This window comes from Mesonia oceanica, from assembly GCF_902499555.1.
GTDB classification, from domain to species: Bacteria; Bacteroidota; Bacteroidia; order Flavobacteriales; family Flavobacteriaceae; genus Mesonia; species Mesonia oceanica.
In genome coordinates, this window is sequence record NZ_CABVMM010000014.1 from 104,243 (window position 1) to 122,349 (window position 18,107).

Genomic DNA, 18,107 nt, shown 5'->3' on the forward strand with positions numbered 1-18,107 from the left:
TAAGAAAAAACTTCTAGTTGTTTAATTCTTTGGCAATTATGTTGGTAGCTTCATCTAGCATTTTGTAGACATTTTCAAACCCGTGCTCACCACCATGGTAAGGATCTGGGACCGAAGCTTCTTCATCTGGAAAAATTTTATCAAGAATAAGCGAAACTTTTTCTTGATCTTTTTTGGTTCTGGCAAGTAGGATAACATTCCTGTAATTGGAATTATCCATCACATAAATATAATCGAAGGTTTCAAAATCGTCTTGAGTAAATTGCCTTCCCAATTGGTGGGTAATATCCAAACCGTGTTTTTTAGCTACTTCAATAGATCTGGGATCGGGAGTATCGCCTACATGATAATTGGAAGTTCCTGCAGAATCTACTATCACCTTATCAGGATTTACTTTAGATTTAAGCAGGCCTTCTGCCAACGGCGACCGGCAAATATTACCTAAGCAAACCATTAGCACTTTTGTTTTCATAGGGCTTACAGTGTTAGTTTTTTATGAAGATCTTCTACAAACTTCTTAAACTGTTTGTCGGTACTAGAAAGGTTGTTTACCGTTTTGCAGGCATGTAATACCGTAGCGTGATCACGTTTACCAATTTGAGTACCAATACTTGCTAATGAAGCTTTGGTTAATTTTTTAGCAAAGAACATAGCTAATTGTCTCGCTTGAACGATGTGTCTCTTTCTGGTTTTAGATTGAAGTGTATCTACATCCATCTGGAAATAATCACTTACCACCTTTTGAATATATTCAATAGAAACTTCTTTCTTAGTGTTCTTAACGTAGTTTTCTACGATTTTTTTAGCCAAGTCTAGTGTAATATCCTTTTTGTTGAACGAAGAATGTGCGATTAGCGAAATAATGGCACCTTCTAATTCACGGATATTGGTTTTAATATTATTGGCCAAATATTCAATAATGTCTTCCGGCATTTCAACTCCATCTCTGTACAATTTGTTTTTGATGATAGAAATACGAGTTTCAAAATCTGGATGTTGTAATTCAGCGGAAAGCCCCCATTTAAAGCGTGATAGTAAGCGTTGCTCAATATCTTGCATATCTACCGGAGCTTTATCACTGGTAAGAATTACTTGTTTTCCATTTTGATGTAAGTGATTGAAAATATGGAAAAATACGTCTTGCGTTCCCGCTTTTCCTGATAATAACTGAATATCATCTACAATCAATACATCTATAATTTGATAGAAATGAATAAAATCGTTTCTATTATTCTTTTTAACCGATTCGATATATTGTTGCGTAAATTTTTCAGCAGAAATATAAAGAACAGTTTTTTCAGGATATTTATCTTTAATCTCAACTCCAATTGCGTGCGCTAAATGGGTTTTCCCTAAACCAACACCACCAAAAATCAATAGCGGGTTAAAAGAAGTACCTCCAGGTCGGTTAGCTACGGCTAATCCTGCCGATCTTGCCAAACGGTTAGAGTCTCCTTCTAAAAAGTTATCAAAACTGTAATTAGGATTAAGTTGCGAATCTATTTTTACATTCCTAATTCCGGGAATGATAAATGGATTTTTAAGTTCTGGACTTTTATTTTTTACAGGAACATCTATTTCCTGTGAAGAAACATTACTGCGCTGTGAACTTGGTATTTTTTCTGTAAATGGTTGTTTGTTACCATAGGTATTTTCCATTTTGATTACATAAACCAATTTCGCTTTCTCGCCGAGTTCTTTCGTCAGGGATACTTTAAGTAGTTTTACATAGTGTTCTTCTAACCATTCATAGAAAAATTTAGAAGGAACTTGGATACTCAAAGCATTATCAGAGAGTTTTACTGCTTTAATTGGTTCAAACCAAGTTTTATAGGCTTGGGGGGTAATATTGTCTTGAATAAAAGACAAACAATTTTCCCAAACTGATTCAGCAGTTTTACTCATAGTTGTTGATTAAATTTTGTGTTAGATGTCGTATTAAAATGGAAATGAGATGCTTAAAAATAAACAGCTAGTTATCATTTCGAAGGAACAAATATGTGAACAAAAAAAGTAAAAAAAAAACTCAATGGGTATTGAATTTATTCTTTTTTTTTCTCATACTTAAATTCTCTATAAACATACAAAATCTAATTCAAAATTCTTTTATAAAATTTATGAAATCTTTCCCAACTTCCATTAGAGTTCGATATGCAGAAACCGATCAAATGGGTGTAGTGCACCACGGTAATTATGCTCAGTATCTGGAAATTGCACGAATTGAATGGCTAGAGCAGTTTAATGTTTCCTATAAATCGATGGAAGACGATGGTGTAATGTTGCCGGTCTACGAAATGAATTTTAAATACAAGCGTCCGGCACATTTTGATGAACATTTAACCGTTGAAACTACTTTAGAAGAAAAGCCCGATGTTCGAATAAAATTTAACTACAAGATTTATCGAGGAAAGGAGTTATTAACAATTGCAAAAACGACTTTGGTATTTATGGATTCAAAAACTAAAAAGCCAATTTCTTGTCCTGATCATATTTTAAAAGCTATCGGGTTTTAAATTTTTTAGAAGCTGAAGTTGAACTTGAAAATTTTACTTATTACAATCGTCATTCTGAACTCGTTTCAGAATCTCAGAAACATTGTAATAATACTGTTTCAAAATTTAAACGTTGAAAATTTGTATTTAATTGAAAAATCAAAATATTGCTAATTGCTAACTATTCCACTTCTTCAATTTTAACTCCGTAAATACCATCAAATTTATCATAGATGTTTTCGGCTTCATTTTCTCTTACTGAAATAAAAATTTGACAATCCATTTCTAAAATTTGATTGGTGACATTCAAATTTTTCTCTTTAATAACGCGCATCACTTTATTCATATTAGGGTAATCACAAGTGACTTTATATTCGGTATTAATGGTTTTGGTTTTTATGGCAGAAGCTTCCAAAGCCATTTGCGCTGTAGTTTTATAAGCGTTTATTAAACCACCCACACCAAGTTTTACACCTCCAAAATAACGTACTACAACTACTAGAATATTAGTTACTTCAAATGATTGTAACTGACCGTAAATAGGCATTCCTGCAGAATTGGAGGGTTCTCCATCGTCATTGGCTCGATAGTGCTCATAGCGTTTTCCCAGTTGCCAAGCATAACACCAATGTCTTGCTTTGTGGTGTTTGCTTTTCATTTCTTCTAAGGCTAAATTGATTTCATCTTCACTTTTTACCGGAAAGGCATAGCCAAAAAATTTACTGCCTTTGTCTTTAAACAATACTTCTTCGCCGGGAGTGAAAATGGTTTTATAGAGGTCTTCTGCTTCCAAAATTATCGGGTTGTAAAGGCCACTAAAATAATACTTACCACTGCCAATGCAATACCAATCCAGTTTTTTCTAAGTAATTTCTCTTTAAACAAGAAGATTCCCAACAAGGTAGAAAATAATACAATGGCTACATTATTCAGAATAAAAACCGTGGTGCTGGGCATGCCACTGCGAAGCGCTTGTATAAAAAAGTAAATGGAATAATAATTAGGAATGCCCAAAGCAATACCGCCTAAAATTTCTTTATAAGTGAATTTTATTTTCTTTTTGGAGAACTGAATAATTCCGGCAACGGTACCGATGGTCGCAGCACAAACAAAAACCGAAGTAGAAAATAAAGCCACATCTTCTTTGGCGACATAATTTTGTTCTAGAAATTTAATAAGGGTTTCTATAATTCCACTGCCCAGAAAAACCAAGAGCGGGAAAATAAGGGTGTTCTTTTCAAGCTGAATTCCCTTTTTGGTTTTTACAGAAGAAAGGTAAACGGCGATCAGTGCTAGTATAATTCCAAATATTTTTAGAAATCCGGTGGGTTCATCGTAATAAAAAATCACAAATAAAATAGGAATGGCTACACTCATTTTACTGGCAACCGAAACTGCTGAAAGTCCACTTTTTTGTGTGGTCAACGCCATTAGGTTAAAAACCGTAATAAACAAAACCCCTAAAATGCCAGCTCCTATAATCCAATCTTGAGCCAAGGTATCTTCTACAGAAAAAGTACGTTCTAAACCCAAATAACCGGCTACACAAGCGGTAAAATAATTAATTATGATAGCGTAAAGTGAATTTATACCAAATTTATCAAGTAGTTTAAAGACCACGTAAATCGCACTTGAAGACAATATGCTCAGTAAAAGATAAATCAAAAGAGTTCTGCTTTTATGTTGAATAAATTCACGATGTCTTCCTGTTTAGGGTCGATGTTCCAAGTGTATATTCCTAAGCTTTTTGCTGCATCGGTATTTTCTTTGGTATCATCAATAAACAACACTTCTTCAGGTTGAAGTTGGTGTTCTTCTAAGACAAATTCATAAATATCGGCATTCGGTTTTCTAAAGTTGATTTCGTGAGAAAGGTAGAATGCATCAAAGCAGGACTTAAATTCAGCAAATGATTCAATATTTTGTTTTACCCAAGAAATATGTAAATCGTTGGTGTTACTCAACAAAATAAGTTGATAATTATGTTCAGCTTTTAATTGCTGAAGAAATTGTAAACGATGCTCAGGCAAATCTAACAAAATAGCATTCCAAGCATTTATTAAAGTTTTAGAAGAATTTTCCGGAAGCCGTTGAAGGTAAAAGTCAACAAATTCTTCTGAAGAAATTTTTCCCATTTCGTAAAGTTGATTCTGCCGGATCATTTCCGAAGAAAAATCATGTAAGCCTAATTTATTTAATTCCCTAAAGGTGGCTGCTTTGTCTAAATTGAGAAAAACGTCGCCGAAGTCAAATAAAAGCGTTTTAATCATTCTTGTAAATTTCTAATTGGTCGCTTGCAATTTCTTGTTTTTCGATGATTTTTCCACTAAAGGTGGGTGCTTTAATTCCATTTTTAAAAAAAGCTTTCCCGGTAAAAACCCTTGCTTCATCCCAAAGATTCACATCAATAAAAGTTTGTAAGGTTTGTTTGCCGCCTTCGATGATTACCGATTGTAGTTCGTGCTGAAAAAGAACTTTACAAATTTCTTCTGCTAAATTCAAATTGAAGTTTAGCTTTTCAAAATGAATATTTTCTTTTTTCAATGCTGAAGGAATTTCAGTTTTAGCATCAATAATCACAATTGTTTTTATATTCCCATCCAACAAATGAGAATCCGCCGGAATCCGTAAATTTCTATCTAAAACTACTCTCACAGGATTTTTACCTTCCCAAAGTCGGGTGTTCAGTTTGGGGTTATCTTTTATGGCAGTTTCTGTTCCCACCAAAATACTTTGTTCTTCGCTACGCCATTTATGTACCAATTGTTTTGACCCTGAATTGGTAATCCAAACCGGTTCACGGCTGTTTTGTGTTTCTGGTGCTATAAAACCATCTTTTGTTTGTGCCCATTTTAAAATAATATAGGGACGTTGGTGTTGATGAAAGGTGAAAAATCGTTTGTTCAATTCTTGACTCTCCTCTTCTAAAACTCCCAAAATCACTTCACAACCTGCGCTCATTAATTTTTGAATTCCGCGGCCTTGCACTTTTGCAAAAGGATCCATGGTACCAATTACCACGCGTTTAATCTTGTTTGCAATTATCAAATCGCTACATGGTGGCGTTTTTCCGAAGTGAGAACACGGTTCTAAACTCACATAAATTGTTGCTTTTTTTAGAAGTGATTTATCTTTTACTGAATTTATAGCATTTACTTCCGCATGAGGTTCACCGGCTTTTTTGTGCCAGCCTTCACCAATAATTTGGTCATCATAAACAATCACACTTCCTACCAAAGGATTCGGGTAGGTGTTACCCATAGCATTTTTTGCCAACTGGATGCAGCGTTGTAAATAGAATTCGTGTTTTTTCACTTCTCAAATTTTTCAGAAATTTTTATTTTCTATTAGAAAAATCAATTTTTTTAATAAGTAGTTATTTTCTCTGAGTAAATCAGGTATTTCTCTAAGGCTATCTAAAGTTTTGCTGTCTATATTATCATCTTTTTTATCAATAAAAATTTCTCCTTTACCAGTATATAGATATTCAGCTCTTAAGTCAGGAAATTTATTAATCAACCTCTCAGCAAGATTAGGAGTGATTTTACCAGTTCCCGTATCCGTGGTGATATTATAGATGGAGTTGTGGCTTTTATAGCCTAGATCTTCTGATAATCTTTTTGGATTGGTATGTAGCGCTTCTATTACATTTTTTAGAATTTCTTTGTCTTTAATTTTGTTTTCTTCCATTGTCTTGGTATTTGATATATTACTTTGCCGGAAAAAATGAAAATAATAGGCACCTTTGCAAATCAAAAATAGCATGAAAAATTTACAATGAAGCAACTTATTATACGTCGTATTCAACAAAAAGATAATCCATATGTAGCGCAGATGATTCGTGAGGTTTTAGTTGAATCTGGTGCGCCAAAAGTAGGAACGGCTTACGAAGACAAAACTTTAGATAAAATGTTTGAAGCTTATGCCGAAGAACGTTCTGCTTATTTTGTGGTAGAAGAGGCGGGTAAAATTATTGGAAGTGCCGGTATTGCTCCTTTAGCTGGAGAAAAAGAACATATATGTGAATTACAGAAAATGTATTTTTCTGCGGAAGCTCGTGGCAGAGGTTTAGGAAAAGAGATGATGAAGGTTTGTTTAGCTTTTGCCAGAGAACAAAAGTTTACGCAATGTTACTTAGAAACTTTACCTTATATGAAAGCTGCTCAGAAATTGTACAAACGTACAGGGTTTAAAGAAATTAACCACCGAATGGGAAGTACAGGTCATTACTCTTGTGATGTTTGGATGTTGAAAGAATTGTCTTAGCTTTAAATTTTAAATACAATAGGTAAAGCGTATAAAACCCCAACTGGTTTTCCGTCAACTTTACCGGGTTTCATTTTAGGTAATTTCTTTAGGATTCTTAAGGCTTCTTTTTCTAGTCTAGGATGATCTCCACGAGCTTCAATATCAACTACTTTTCCATCTTCATCAATTTTAAATCTAGTGTAAAGACGGTTAATTCCTTTTTTACCGTATTTTTTTGAAATTTTTAAATTAAATTTTTCCGATACAAATAATTTAATCATTTCAGACATGCAAGCTTTTTTCTCTTTATTTGATGAAGCGTTTTCACAACCAGGATATATAGGGACTTCTTCTATTTTAGCAAAAGGCGCTTCGTTATTTTCATTTAAAATGTCTTCTTGGTTTTCTGTTTGAGAATAACATAATAAGGAACATAAAACTAAAAAAAATGTAATTATATTTTTCATAGGAGAATTAATTTACTGGCAATATAATAAGTTTTTTTCCAATCAACTTTAATTGAATTTATAGTTTATTAGTTTTACTGTTTAAATATTGAAACCTTGAAACTAAAAGAATTTAAAGCTGAATTTTTTAGAAAACTGCTTCCACTGTTTCCAGAGACAGAAGTGGAATCGTTCTTCTATTTGTTAACCGAAGCTTATTTGGAGAAAAAGAGAATTCAGTTAGCCTTGGAACCAGAATTGGAAATAAATGAAGAACAACTTGAGCAGTTTCAGAAAGCTTTAGGGCGATTACTTCAGCAGGAACCTATTCAATATATTTTAGGAAATACCGAGTTTTTTGGTTATCCGTTTCAAGTAAATCAACATACCTTAATTCCACGTCCGGAGACTGAAGAATTAGTCGCTTGGATCATTGAAGATGTAAAAAATAAGAATCAAGAGAATTCTCACCACAAACCACTCAACTCTAAAATTACTATTCTAGACATTGGTACAGGAAGCGGCTGTATTCCTATAAGTTTGGCTAAGGAACTTCCGTATGCAAAAATCAGTTCAATAGATGTTTCTAAAGAAGCTTTACAGATGGCTCAAAGAAATGCTGAACTTAATGAAGTAGAAGTTAATTTTATTCAACAAGACATTTTAACTACTGAAAGTTTGCCTGAAAAGTATGATGTGATTGTTTCCAATCCGCCTTATGTTCGAATTTTGGAAAAAGAAATGATGCATCAAAATGTGCTTGATTTTGAACCGGATTTGGCATTGTTTGTTGAAAATGAAAACCCGTTAATTTTCTACCGAAAAATAGCCCAATTAGCCAAAGAGGCTTTGACCGAAAACGGGACTTTATACTTTGAAATCAATGAATACTTACCTGAAGAAATGAAATCTTTGTTAAAAGGTTTCGGCTATAAGGAAATTGAACTGAAAAAGGATATTTTTGGTAAAAATAGAATGTGTAGCGCATCATTACGGTAAGAAAATAATATAAATGGAGCGTGCTTGAAACATTCAAATTAGAAATTTTTTAGCAAGTTTAAGATAAATTGCTTTTCTGTTATACGGAGTCAGTTAAATTAGATTCCTTTCTTAATTAGGGAAGGTTGATTTTTTAAATTGATTTGAAAAAGACAGAAGGGTAAAAAACTAATCCAATATGAATTCAACAAAAAAATCTTCTCCCAATTTTATCAAAAGCATTGCGGTTTTTTGCGGTAGTAGCGATAGCAATGATGAATTTATTTATAGCCAAGCATATGAATTGGGACGTACGCTGGCCGGTAAAAATATAGATTTGGTTTACGGTGGAAGTAAACTCGGGTTGATGGGACAAGTGGCCAAGGGTACTTTGGAAAACGATGGACTTGCCTTTGGCGTGATTCCTGAATTTTTAAAAACCAAAGAGATTGTTCATCGGGAACTCACTGAGCTTATTACTGTGCAAGACATGCACGAGCGTAAACTAAAGATGCACGAAATGAGTGACGGTTTTATTATGCTTCCCGGTGGCTTTGGGACATTTGAAGAATTTTTCGAGATCGTTACCTGGGGTCAATTAGGTTTACATCAAAAACCAATTGGAGTATTAAATACCGAAGGTTATTACAACGATTTGCTAATGATGTTCAATAATATGGTAACCAAAGGCTTGTTGAAAAAAGAGAATTTAGAATTGATTTTAGTGTCCGATTCGATTGAAATTTTGTTGGATAAAATGCATAACTATGAATCGAATGTGGAAACAAAATGGTTAACCAGTAAAGAACAAACTTAATGAAGATTAAGCAACTTCATATTTACACTAAAAATTTACAGGAACAAAAGAGGTTTTATGCAGAAGTTTTAGAACTTCCGGTAAGGCAAATAGGTACCAATATGATTCAAGTTCTGTTAGGTTTTTCTGAAATTTTTATAGAAGAAAAATCAACAGCAAAACCTTATCATATAGCTTTTCATATCATGCCCAATAAAATTGAACAAGCTCAACACTGGTTAAGTGATAAGGTTGAATGTTTGACTTTTGAAGGAAATCCTATTATTGAATTTCCAGCATGGAACGCGAGGTCTCTTTATTTTTATGATGAAAATAAAAATATTGTGGAATTTATTTCTCGTAAGGATTTGTTCCCAAAAACAGAAAAAAACTTTGATGCTGAACAAATTTTAGGAATTGCAGAAGTTGGTTTGGTGACCGAAGATGTAAACGAGAAATTTACTTATCTTCAACAAGAAATTGGATTGGGAAGGTATGATGGCGATCAAACCCGTTTTTGTGCAGTTGGGGACGACCTAGGTTTGTTAATCACCATTAACCGTCAAGAAAAAGACTGGTTCCCCTCTAATGATAAAGCTTACGTGGCAGATTTTCAAATAGCCATTCAGCATAACGAAAAAGATTTTATGCTTCGATTTGAAAATAATAAGCTGTTGAAAATTAAATAATTGCTGGTAATTTACCATGAGGTTGTTATCACATTTATTTTCACACTGAGCGGAGTCGAAGTGTTTATTCAAGAGATTATCTCAAAAGGTGAAATGATCACAAATAAAAATAACTAATGGAAATAATTATTAGCATCCTTATCGGTTTTATAGCCTTTTTTCATCTTTACATTTTATGGTTTGAAATGTTTGCTTGGGAGTCGAAAGGGCCAAAAGTTTTTAAAAAATTTCCTAAAGACCTATTTCCGGCAACAAAAGCCATGGCTGCCAATCAAGGACTTTATAACGGATTTTTAGCAGCGGGGTTAATTTGGTCTTTTTTTATTGAAAATGAACCTTGGCAACGTAATATTTCCCTCTTTTTCTTAGGTTGTGTGCTCATTGCTGGGATTTATGGTTCATTAACCGCAGACAAGAAAATTTTCTACATACAAGCCTTACCTGCTTTAATGACCATTCTATTAATTGTCATTAATTTTTAAATTAGCATTCCAATTATAGCATACATGAACACCGAACAAAAAATAAACGCACTTCGCGAAGAATTACGTCAACATAATTACAATTACTACGTTTTGGATCAACCGCAAATATCAGATTATGATTTTGATATGAAGTTGAAAGAACTACAGGAACTCGAAGAAAAACATCCTGAATTTCATGATCCCAATTCGCCAACACTTCGCGTTGGAGGGCAAGTTACCAAAAACTTTGCAACGGTTGTTCATGAACATCGTATGTATTCGCTTTCTAATTCTTATTCCAAAGAAGAATTGGAAGATTGGGAAGTTCGCATCAAAAAACTCGTAGAAGGAGAAGTAGCATATACCTGCGAATTAAAATATGATGGCGCTTCCATCAGTTTAACCTACGAAAACGGAGAACTGGTTCGTGCCGTTACACGTGGAGATGGAATTCAAGGAGATGATGTTACCCATAATATAAAAACCATTCGTTCAGTTCCTTTAAAATTAAAAGGTGATTATCCCGATAAGTTTGATATCCGTGGAGAAATTGTCTTGCCGTATGAAGGTTTTGCTAAAATGAATGCGGAGCGGGTAGAAAATGGTGAAGAACCTTATGCGAATCCACGAAATACAGCTTCCGGAAGTTTAAAATTACAAGATAGCTCGGAAGTATCCAAACGTCCGTTAGACTGTTTGTTGTATAGTATTGTGGGGGAGAATTTACCTTTTTCAACACAATTTGAAGGATTACAAAAAGCACGTGATTGGGGCTTTAAAGTTCCAAAAGAAGCAGAATTGGCAAGGAGCACCGATGCTGTAATGGCATTTTTAGAACATTGGGATGAACATCGTCATGATTTGCCTTACGAAACCGACGGTGTAGTGATTAAGGTGAATAACTTAAACCAACAAGAAGAATTAGGCTTTACTGCCAAATCTCCACGTTGGGCAATGGCCTATAAATTTAAAGCAGAACAAGTTTCTACCAAGCTTCATCAAATTACCTATCAAGTAGGAAGAACCGGAGCGATTACACCGGTCGCTAATTTAGAACCCGTACAATTGGCGGGAACTATTGTAAAACGAGCTTCTTTGCATAATGCCGATCAAATTGAAAAACTAGATGTTCGGGAAGGTGATGAGGTTTTTGTGGAAAAAGGTGGAGAAATTATTCCGAAGATTGTTGCTGTCGATTTTACCAAACGAAATCCTGATTCTAACCCTACTTCTTATATTTCTGAATGCCCTGAATGTGGTACAGAATTAGTTAGAAAAGAAGGTGAAGCTCAACATTATTGCCCAAATTATAATGGTTGTCCGCCACAGATTATTGGAAGAATTCAGCATTTTATTTCCAGAAAAGCAATGGATATTGAAGGTTTAGGTGGAGAAACAGTAGCATTATTGGTTCGGGAGAATTTAATTGAGAATTATGCCGATTTATATGAATTGAAGAAAGAGCAGGTTCTTCCTTTGGAACGGATGGCGGAAAAATCTGCAGAAAATTTAATTAAAGGAATTGAGCAATCGAAAGAAGTTCCTTTTGAGCGGGTTTTATTTGCATTGGGAATTCGCTATGTGGGAGAAACCGTAGGGAAAAAACTAGCGAAGCATTACAAGAATATTGAAGCTATTGAAACCGCTTCTCAAGAAGAGTTGGTTAGTGTAGATGAAATAGGGGAGAAGATTGCAGAAAGTGTAGTTGATTTTTTCGCAGTAGAAGAAAATAGAACGATTGTAAACCGATTAAAAGTTCACGGATTGCAATTAGCGATTTCTGAGGAAGAATTAGCTGGGCAAACCGATAAATTAAATGGAAATACCTTTGTGATTTCTGGGGTTTTTGAGAAAGTCTCTCGTTCAGAATTAAAGAAAATGATAGAGGCTAATGGTGGGAAAGTAACCGGATCAATTTCAGCAAAAACCAATTATTTGGTTGCTGGAGAAAATATGGGGCCAAGTAAACTTGCGAAAGCGGAAAAAGTAGGTACTACAATTATTTCTGAAGATGAATTTTTAGCGATGGTGGAGTGAAGCAAATTCCTTACATTTTAATTTATAGTCGAATTGTATTTGCAATACTTATTGTTTTACTTCTTTCTTTTTCTTTTGTAGGATGTGATAATTGGGTTGTTGGGCTTATGGTTTTAGCAATCTTGACCGATGTTTTCGATGGAATCATCGCTAGGCAAATAGGGGTTTCTTCAGAAAGATTGAGAGTTTTAGATTCTAATGTAGATCAATTTTTTTGGTTGGTTACTATTGTAAGTGTTTTCTATAATAGCAAAGAGTTTATCTTGTCTGAAATACTATGGATTGGTATTATTGTTTTTTTGGAATTGTCAACTTACATCGTTAGTTACTTTAAATTTAGAAGAACAATTGCAACTCATTCGATTTTGGCAAAATTCTGGACAATCTCACTTTTAATTTTTTTAATAGACCTTGTTCTACATAATCAAAGTTTTTACCCGTTTATCTTTTGTGTGGTTTTAGGGATTATTTCCCGAATAGAAATTTTATTAATTACTCTAAGATTAAAACAATGGGTAACCGATGTTCCTTCGATATTTTCAGTTTCTAAATTAAACAGAGGAGAAGAAATTAAAAGGAATAAACTTTTTAACGGATAGTTTCTTTTCTGTTTAAGATCTCGACTCCACTCGAGTTGGCATTAATTGAACATAAAAAATTTCTGTATTGGTAGAAATTAAACTTCAATTGCTGCGCCTTCAGCTGAAATATTATTTTCTTGGTCTAAATAGAAATCAATTCGGCCTAAATTTACACCTGCCCAACCGGTCTGATTTACTAATACTTTCTTTCCTTCCAAGTTTTTAGTTACTGTTGGCTTGGGTAAAAATGTATGCGTATGCCCACCGATAATTAAATCAATGTCTTTGGTTTGTGAAGCTAATTTGAGATCGTCTATTTTATCTGAATCATAATGATAACCCAAGTGAGAAAGACAAATTACTAAATCACATTTTTCTTCTTGCTTTAGTTTTTTTGTCATTTCTTGGGCAATTTCAACCGGATTTAGATATTGCGTTTCCTTATAGTTTTTCTTGCTTACCAATCCATCGAGTTCGATCCCTAAACCAAAAACGCCAATTTTTACTCCGTCTTTAGTAAAGACTTGGTAATCTTTTACTTTTCCGTCAAGGATTGTGTTTGAAAAATCGTAGTTAGAACTAATAAAACTAAAATCTGCATTGGGTAATTGCGCGTTAAAACCATCGATGCCATTATCAAAATCGTGATTCCCTAAAGTTGCAGCATCGTATTTTAGCTTGCTCATCAATTTGAATTCAATTTCACCTCCGTAAAAATTGAAAAATGGCGTTCCTTGAAAAATATCTCCGGCATCTAATAAAAGCGTATTCGGGTTTTCTTTTCTAATGTTTTCGATTAAGCTGTAGCGACGGGAAATTCCTCCTAAATTTGGGTATTTAGCGTCGTCTGCCGGAAAAGGTTCAATGTGACTATGTACATCGTTGGTATGTAAAATGGTAATATGCTTTGCAGGTGCTTTAAAAGAAGAAGATAGCAATCCCAATCCGCCAATTCCTGTGAAAATTCCGGCTGCCGCTGTGTTTTGTATAAAAGTTTTTCTTTTCATCTTACTTTTCCAATTTTATAAAACGTTCATCTGTTACCGGTGCAATGGTATCTTTCTTTTTAAAATAATCGATAAATAGATTTCTTAATTTGTAATTCATCTGCATTACAGTATCTGCTTTTGCTAAAAAATCCATATGATCACCACCTTTTTGTAAGTAATCGTTGGTGGCAATGTAGTAGAAATGATCTTTTTCTAAAGGCTTTCCTTGCACTAAATTTCTCTCAATGCTTCCATTTTTGTTTAAAATCAATTGCATTCCTGAGATAGGATGAGCAGTTTGATTTTTAGCTAAATAATTAAACAATTCTTGCATGGCTTCTGCAGATAAACGAACGACGACTGCTTCATTTTCAAAGGGCATAATATTGTATGCGGTTTTAGTAGTCACGTTACCTTGGTTGATGGTTGAACGTATTCCGCCGTAATTCAATAAAACTCCGTCTATGCTATCTTCGGTTCGTGAAAAGAAAATGGGTTGAAGCATTTCCATGACTGCATCAGCTTCCATATTTCCGATAGCAGTATTGTATTTTGAATCAGACTTAGCTAATGCTTTTGGAGCATAGGCGAGTATTGCGCTCATTTCTTTTTCAATATGATTAGCATAAGGCGCAATAAATTCATTTAATTCTTTATTGGAAGCAATAGAATCTGTTATTTTAATTTCTTCTCCTTCAATTCTAGAAACCTTTAGCGGTTGTTCTTTGCAAGACTGAAAGAAAATGAAGGAATATATCGTTAGGAAAAAAGCAATCTTTTTCATTAAAAAATAAATTTAAAGACAAAGATAAGAAGAGAAATCATACGAATTAAGTAAAACCCAAAAAGCTAACGCTAGCTTAATGTTTAAAATTTTGAGTTGTGATGTAACTTTTTGGCATGTTTGCAGTCTTATGTGTAAAATAATTTAATTGATGAAAAGAATAATTTATGCTGTTGCGTTGGTAGCAACTTTAATAGGTTGTAAATCTACGCAGCAAAACGCCGACAAAGATTTAGTAGTTGCCAATTTAGATTTGGTAAATGTAAATGACGACAAAGTCATGGTAAGCGTAGATCCCGGTAAATTTACTACCGAGGAAACTACCTTTTACATTCCGAAAACTGTACCAGGTACATATTCTACTGATAATTACGGACAATTTGTAGAAGATTTAAAAGCGATTGATTATAATGGGAATGAGTTAAAGGTTACTAGAATCGATGATAATTCATGGAAAATTGACAATGCAAAAGAATTAGATAAAGTAACCTATTGGGTAAACGATTCTTATGATATTGAAGGTGAAGAAGGGGTTTTCTCTCCGGCAGGAACCAATATTGCAGCTGATGAAAATTTTATGTTGAATTTACACGGGTTTGTAGGTTATTTTAAAGGAATGTCTGAAAAACCATACCAATTACTAATCAAGCATCCTAAAGATTTATATGGAGGAACTTCTTTAAAGAAAATTGCAGTAGCTTCTGAAGATGGTGCAGATTATGAAACCGATCAATTTAACGTAGATCGTTATTTTCAGGTGACCGATCATCCTATTATGTATTCAAAGCCAGATACTACAAGTTTCCAATTGGAAGGGATGAAAGTGAAATTGCAGGTATATTCCCCTAATAATACTTATTCCGTTAAAGACATTGCGCCAAAACTAAAAGAAATGATGAAAGCGCAAAAAGACTTTTTAGGAGATATTAATAATACCGATGTATATTCTGTGTTACTTTATTTGTCTAATGTGAATGGGCAAGATGCAAAAGGTTTTGGAGCTTTAGAACACCACACTTCTACTACGGTTGTTTTACCAGAATCAATGCCATTAGAACGTTTAAACGAATCGATGAAAGATGTAGTTTCTCATGAGTTTTTCCATATTATTACTCCGTTAAGCGTTCATTCTAATGAAGTTCATTATTTTGATTATAACGATCCGGAAATGTCTCAGCATCTTTGGATGTATGAAGGGGTAACTGAATATTTTGCCAATTTATTTCAGGTGAAAGAAGGCTTGATCGATCATCAGGATTTTTACGATCGTATGGCTGAAAAAATTGCTAGTTCTAAGCAGTTTGACGATACGATGTCTTTTACCGTAATGAGTGAGAATATTTTAGAGGAAGAATATGAAGATAGTTATTACAATGTGTACCAAAAAGGTGCGTTGATAGGGATGTGTTTAGATATTCGTTTACGTGAATTGAGTAATGGTAAAATGGGGATTTTAGACTTAATGAAAAAATTAAGTGATAAATACGGAAAAGATAAGCCGTTTGATGATGAAGAATTAATCCCTGCAATTGTAGAGTTAACTTATCCTGAAATTCAAACATTCTTCGATACATACGTTACCGGAACAACGCCGATTCCTTACGCTGAGTTTTTTGCAAAAGTAGGTGTAGAGGAAAAAGAATCTGAAGTACAGACCGGTGTTTTCTTAAAAGGTCAACAGCCTTACATTGACGGTAATCCACAAACCAAAGAATTATTCTTCAGAGAAGGCATTGCTCTTAACTCTTTCTTAGAAGAATTGGGGGCAGAACCTAAAGATGTTATTAAATCTATTAATGGTCAAGAATATAATATAGAGAATGTTTATGCTTTAATTATGGGATCTCGATCTTGGAAAGAAGGTGATGAGGTGATTATGGTAGTAGAGCGTGATGGAGAAGAAATGACGTTGGAGACCATTTTTAAGACACCCACCGATAAAGAAACCAAACTTACCGAAATGGAATTGCCAGAAAGTGATCCTAGAGTGCAACTTAGAAGAGCTTGGTTAGATAAGTAAAAAGTAAGTTTTCAAACAAAAAGCTGTCTACAACTTAGACAGCTTTTTTTGTTTATAGTTTGTCAATTTCTCTTCTTTTAAATTTTAAAAAATTCTTAGATAAAGCTTACATTTGTGCGGCTTTAACAAAACTATTCATGCTTCAAAAATTAAAAATTAATTCTGCAAAAAAAGTGGTTGAAGAAAAGCTTCTGTCACGTAGGCCAAAAGCTATAAAAACAATGCAGAATATTGGAGTGATTATAGATGCTGAAGTGTTGCAAAACCTTCAGCTTGAAGATTTAAAAAAAGCTTTTCAGTCTTTTTCAGGTTCAGTAAGCTATATTATCCTTTCTGAAAAGGAAATTGAAGGCGAAAAGGTAGTTAAAAAGAAAGATTTAGCTTGGAAAGCCTCTTTTAAACCGGAAACAGCAGCGAATGAATTTCAACAGCAAGAATTTGATCTGTTAATTAATTATTTTAAAGAAGTAAAACCTGAATTGTTTATTTTAAGTGGAAGTACTTCAGCAAAACTAAAAACAGGATTTAGTTTAGAAGAGAAGCAATTGAATGATTTAGAAATAAACGTAAAACCGGAAGAAGTGAGTTTGTTTACTTCAGAAGTTAAAAAATACTTATCAATTATAAACCAGTAAAGTAACCATGAGGAAGTTTGTAGGAACGGGAGTGGCTTTAATAACTCCATTTAAAGAAGATCACTCTGTAGATGTAGAAGCTTTAAAAAGACTTGTGCGTTTTCAAAAAGAAAATGGAATAAATTATATTGTGGTTTTAGGAACTACAGGAGAATATGCTACCCTTACCAAGGAAGAAAAGGAGCTGGTTAAAGAAACAATTGTTAAAGAAAATAACGGCGCTTTGCCATTGGTTTTGGGAATAGGAGGTAATAATACCCAAGCCGTAACAGAGCAAATTAAAACCGAAAACTTAAAAGGTTTTGATGCTATACTTTCAGTTTCACCATATTATGTGAAACCAACACAGGAAGGAATTTACCAACATTTTAAAAAAGTGTCACAAGCTTCAACTTTGCCCGTCATTTTATATAACGTTCCGGGAAGGACCGGTTCTAATATGTTGCCGGCAACCGTAGCAAGATTAGCTAATGATTGTGAAAATATTATAGGGATTAAGGAAGCTGCTGGAAATATGGTTCAAGCCATGGAAATGATAGCTCAAACTCCTGATGATTTTTTAGTGATCTCCGGGGATGATATGATTACGTTGCCGATGGTTTTAGCTGGTGGAGCAGGTGTAATCTCTGTGATTGCAGAAGGCTTCCCTAAGCAATTTTCAGAAATGGTTCAATTAGGTTTGAGCAGGGAAGTAGATGAAGCTTATAAAATTCATTATCAAATTGCCCCTGCGATCGATTTAATTTTTGCAGAAGGAAACCCTGCAGGAATTAAAGCTGTATTTAAAAAGTTGGAATTGGCAGAAGATTATGTTCGTTTACCATTGGTAGAAGCGAGTAAAGCACTTACTTCGAAAATTTCAGCTTTTGTAGATCAAAATAAAAAAGAAGGCTGATAAAATATTGCTGCTTTTTGGCAGTTTAAATTATAGATTTAGAAATTTTTATA

21 protein-coding genes are annotated in these 18,107 nt (G+C 33.9%); 11 read left to right on the forward strand and 10 right to left on the reverse strand.

Annotated elements, in window-relative coordinates:
• Window positions 1-13: 13 nt before the first annotated feature.
• Window positions 14-472, reverse strand: a complete 459-nt coding sequence (locus FVB9532_RS16370; RefSeq protein ID WP_150546262.1) for a low molecular weight protein-tyrosine-phosphatase — start codon at window positions 470-472, stop codon at window positions 14-16.
• A 5-nt stretch (window positions 473-477) separates the two neighbouring features.
• Entirely contained in the window at window positions 478-1,905 is a 1,428-nt protein-coding gene (gene dnaA / locus FVB9532_RS16375) for a chromosomal replication initiator protein DnaA (RefSeq protein WP_150546263.1), read from the reverse strand.
• 212 nt (window positions 1,906-2,117) lie between these two features.
• On the opposite strand from dnaA, the gene FVB9532_RS16380 reads away from it, so the two are divergent.
• The gene (locus FVB9532_RS16380) at window positions 2,118-2,513 is read left to right on the forward strand and encodes an acyl-CoA thioesterase (protein WP_150546264.1); all 396 of its coding nucleotides are present in this window, start codon (window positions 2,118-2,120) and stop codon (window positions 2,511-2,513) included.
• 160 nt (window positions 2,514-2,673) lie between these two features.
• On the opposite strand, the gene FVB9532_RS16385 is transcribed toward FVB9532_RS16380, so the two are convergent.
• From FVB9532_RS16385 to FVB9532_RS16405, 5 genes are read right to left on the reverse strand one after another with little or no spacing between them, the layout of a single operon-like run.
• The gene (locus FVB9532_RS16385) at window positions 2,674-3,285 is read right to left on the reverse strand and encodes an IMPACT family protein (protein ID WP_150546265.1); all 612 of its coding nucleotides are present in this window, start codon (window positions 3,283-3,285) and stop codon (window positions 2,674-2,676) included.
• Window positions 3,286-3,287: 2 nt separating this feature from the next.
• On the reverse strand, window positions 3,288-4,157 hold the full coding sequence (locus tag FVB9532_RS16390) for an EamA family transporter (protein ID WP_150546266.1): 870 nt from the start codon (window positions 4,155-4,157) through the stop codon (window positions 3,288-3,290).
• Window positions 4,154-4,762 (reverse strand): HAD family hydrolase, encoded by a 609-nt coding sequence (locus FVB9532_RS16395; protein ID WP_150546267.1) that lies wholly within the window; start codon window positions 4,760-4,762, stop codon window positions 4,154-4,156. Before FVB9532_RS16395 ends, FVB9532_RS16390 begins: the two co-directional genes overlap by 4 nt.
• A complete protein-coding gene (gene ribD / locus FVB9532_RS16400; RefSeq protein ID WP_150546268.1) occupies window positions 4,755-5,807 on the reverse strand; it encodes a bifunctional diaminohydroxyphosphoribosylaminopyrimidine deaminase/5-amino-6-(5-phosphoribosylamino)uracil reductase RibD in 1,053 nt (350 codons plus the stop codon). The genes FVB9532_RS16395 and ribD overlap by 8 nt, the downstream gene beginning before the upstream one ends.
• 12 nt (window positions 5,808-5,819) lie before the next feature.
• The gene (locus FVB9532_RS16405; RefSeq protein ID WP_150546269.1) at window positions 5,820-6,182 is read right to left on the reverse strand and encodes a hypothetical protein; all 363 of its coding nucleotides are present in this window, start codon (window positions 6,180-6,182) and stop codon (window positions 5,820-5,822) included.
• 87 nt (window positions 6,183-6,269) lie between these two features.
• Here FVB9532_RS16405 and FVB9532_RS16410 point away from each other — a divergent pair, with 87 nt between their 5' ends.
• Entirely contained in the window at window positions 6,270-6,758 is a 489-nt protein-coding gene (locus FVB9532_RS16410; RefSeq protein ID WP_150546270.1) for a GNAT family N-acetyltransferase, read from the forward strand.
• Window positions 6,759-6,760: 2 nt separating this feature from the next.
• Here FVB9532_RS16410 and FVB9532_RS16415 read toward each other — a convergent pair whose 3' ends face one another.
• Window positions 6,761-7,207 (reverse strand): energy transducer TonB, encoded by a 447-nt coding sequence (locus FVB9532_RS16415; RefSeq protein WP_150546271.1) that lies wholly within the window; start codon window positions 7,205-7,207, stop codon window positions 6,761-6,763.
• A 96-nt stretch (window positions 7,208-7,303) separates the two neighbouring features.
• Here FVB9532_RS16415 and prmC point away from each other — a divergent pair, with 96 nt between their 5' ends.
• From prmC to FVB9532_RS16445, 6 genes are all read left to right on the forward strand, one after another.
• On the forward strand, window positions 7,304-8,185 hold the full coding sequence (gene prmC, locus FVB9532_RS16420) for a peptide chain release factor N(5)-glutamine methyltransferase (RefSeq protein ID WP_150546272.1): 882 nt from the start codon (window positions 7,304-7,306) through the stop codon (window positions 8,183-8,185).
• Window positions 8,186-8,363: 178 nt separating this feature from the next.
• Window positions 8,364-8,981, forward strand: coding sequence for an LOG family protein (locus FVB9532_RS16425; RefSeq protein WP_150546273.1), 618 nt, complete (start codon window positions 8,364-8,366; stop codon window positions 8,979-8,981).
• On the forward strand, window positions 8,981-9,649 hold the full coding sequence (locus tag FVB9532_RS16430; protein WP_150546274.1) for a VOC family protein: 669 nt from the start codon (window positions 8,981-8,983) through the stop codon (window positions 9,647-9,649). Before FVB9532_RS16425 ends, FVB9532_RS16430 begins: the two co-directional genes overlap by 1 nt.
• Window positions 9,650-9,765: 116 nt before the next feature.
• Window positions 9,766-10,131 (forward strand): DUF1304 domain-containing protein, encoded by a 366-nt coding sequence (locus FVB9532_RS16435; RefSeq protein WP_150546275.1) that lies wholly within the window; start codon window positions 9,766-9,768, stop codon window positions 10,129-10,131.
• A gap of 24 nt (window positions 10,132-10,155) precedes the next feature.
• Complete coding sequence (ligA, locus tag FVB9532_RS16440) at window positions 10,156-12,150, forward strand: NAD-dependent DNA ligase LigA (protein WP_150546276.1); 1,995 nt, start codon at window positions 10,156-10,158, stop codon at window positions 12,148-12,150.
• Window positions 12,147-12,749 carry a CDP-alcohol phosphatidyltransferase family protein gene (locus tag FVB9532_RS16445; protein WP_194716570.1) on the forward strand — a complete coding sequence of 201 codons (603 nt, stop codon included), beginning with the start codon at window positions 12,147-12,149 and terminating at the stop codon, window positions 12,747-12,749. Before ligA ends, FVB9532_RS16445 begins: the two co-directional genes overlap by 4 nt.
• Before the next feature lie 77 nt (window positions 12,750-12,826).
• Here the strand turns inward: FVB9532_RS16445 and FVB9532_RS16450 are convergent, their stop codons facing one another.
• Window positions 12,827-13,738, reverse strand: a complete 912-nt coding sequence (locus FVB9532_RS16450; protein ID WP_150546278.1) for a bifunctional metallophosphatase/5'-nucleotidase — start codon at window positions 13,736-13,738, stop codon at window positions 12,827-12,829.
• A gap of 1 nt (window position 13,739) precedes the next feature.
• Window positions 13,740-14,504: a 5'-nucleotidase C-terminal domain-containing protein gene (locus FVB9532_RS16455; RefSeq protein ID WP_150546279.1), complete on the reverse strand. Its 765-nt coding sequence runs from the start codon at window positions 14,502-14,504 to the stop codon at window positions 13,740-13,742.
• 151 nt (window positions 14,505-14,655) lie between these two features.
• On the opposite strand from FVB9532_RS16455, the gene FVB9532_RS16460 reads away from it, so the two are divergent.
• From FVB9532_RS16460 to dapA, 3 genes are all read left to right on the forward strand, one after another.
• Window positions 14,656-16,524 carry a M61 family metallopeptidase gene (locus tag FVB9532_RS16460; protein WP_150546280.1) on the forward strand — a complete coding sequence of 623 codons (1,869 nt, stop codon included), beginning with the start codon at window positions 14,656-14,658 and terminating at the stop codon, window positions 16,522-16,524.
• 137 nt (window positions 16,525-16,661) lie between these two features.
• Complete coding sequence (locus FVB9532_RS16465; RefSeq protein WP_150546281.1) at window positions 16,662-17,159, forward strand: DUF6913 domain-containing protein; 498 nt, start codon at window positions 16,662-16,664, stop codon at window positions 17,157-17,159.
• A 7-nt stretch (window positions 17,160-17,166) separates the two neighbouring features.
• Window positions 17,167-18,054: a 4-hydroxy-tetrahydrodipicolinate synthase gene (dapA, locus tag FVB9532_RS16470; RefSeq protein WP_150546282.1), complete on the forward strand. Its 888-nt coding sequence runs from the start codon at window positions 17,167-17,169 to the stop codon at window positions 18,052-18,054.
• Window positions 18,055-18,107: the final 53 nt, after the last annotated feature.

Excerpts from the sequence above, each read along its gene's own strand:
- FVB9532_RS16370 (WP_150546262.1), bottom strand. The coding sequence starts at position 472 with ATGAAAACAAAAGTGCTAATGGTTTGCTTAGGTAATATTTGCCGGTCG.
- dnaA (WP_150546263.1), bottom strand. The coding sequence starts at position 1,905 with ATGAGTAAAACTGCTGAATCAGTTTGGGAAAATTGTTTGTCTTTTATT.
- FVB9532_RS16380 (WP_150546264.1), top strand. The coding sequence starts at position 2,118 with ATGAAATCTTTCCCAACTTCCATTAGAGTTCGATATGCAGAAACCGAT.
- FVB9532_RS16395 (WP_150546267.1), bottom strand. The coding sequence starts at position 4,762 with ATGATTAAAACGCTTTTATTTGACTTCGGCGACGTTTTTCTCAATTTA.
- FVB9532_RS16405 (WP_150546269.1), bottom strand. The coding sequence starts at position 6,182 with ATGGAAGAAAACAAAATTAAAGACAAAGAAATTCTAAAAAATGTAATA.
- FVB9532_RS16410 (WP_150546270.1), top strand. The coding sequence starts at position 6,270 with ATGAAGCAACTTATTATACGTCGTATTCAACAAAAAGATAATCCATAT.
- FVB9532_RS16415 (WP_150546271.1), bottom strand. The coding sequence starts at position 7,207 with ATGAAAAATATAATTACATTTTTTTTAGTTTTATGTTCCTTATTATGT.
- FVB9532_RS16425 (WP_150546273.1), top strand. The coding sequence starts at position 8,364 with ATGAATTCAACAAAAAAATCTTCTCCCAATTTTATCAAAAGCATTGCG.
- FVB9532_RS16430 (WP_150546274.1), top strand. The coding sequence starts at position 8,981 with ATGAAGATTAAGCAACTTCATATTTACACTAAAAATTTACAGGAACAA.
- FVB9532_RS16435 (WP_150546275.1), top strand. The coding sequence starts at position 9,766 with ATGGAAATAATTATTAGCATCCTTATCGGTTTTATAGCCTTTTTTCAT.
- ligA (WP_150546276.1), top strand. The coding sequence starts at position 10,156 with ATGAACACCGAACAAAAAATAAACGCACTTCGCGAAGAATTACGTCAA.
- FVB9532_RS16450 (WP_150546278.1), bottom strand. The coding sequence starts at position 13,738 with ATGAAAAGAAAAACTTTTATACAAAACACAGCGGCAGCCGGAATTTTC.
- FVB9532_RS16455 (WP_150546279.1), bottom strand. The coding sequence starts at position 14,504 with ATGAAAAAGATTGCTTTTTTCCTAACGATATATTCCTTCATTTTCTTT.
- FVB9532_RS16460 (WP_150546280.1), top strand. The coding sequence starts at position 14,656 with ATGAAAAGAATAATTTATGCTGTTGCGTTGGTAGCAACTTTAATAGGT.
- FVB9532_RS16465 (WP_150546281.1), top strand. The coding sequence starts at position 16,662 with ATGCTTCAAAAATTAAAAATTAATTCTGCAAAAAAAGTGGTTGAAGAA.
- dapA (WP_150546282.1), top strand. The coding sequence starts at position 17,167 with ATGAGGAAGTTTGTAGGAACGGGAGTGGCTTTAATAACTCCATTTAAA.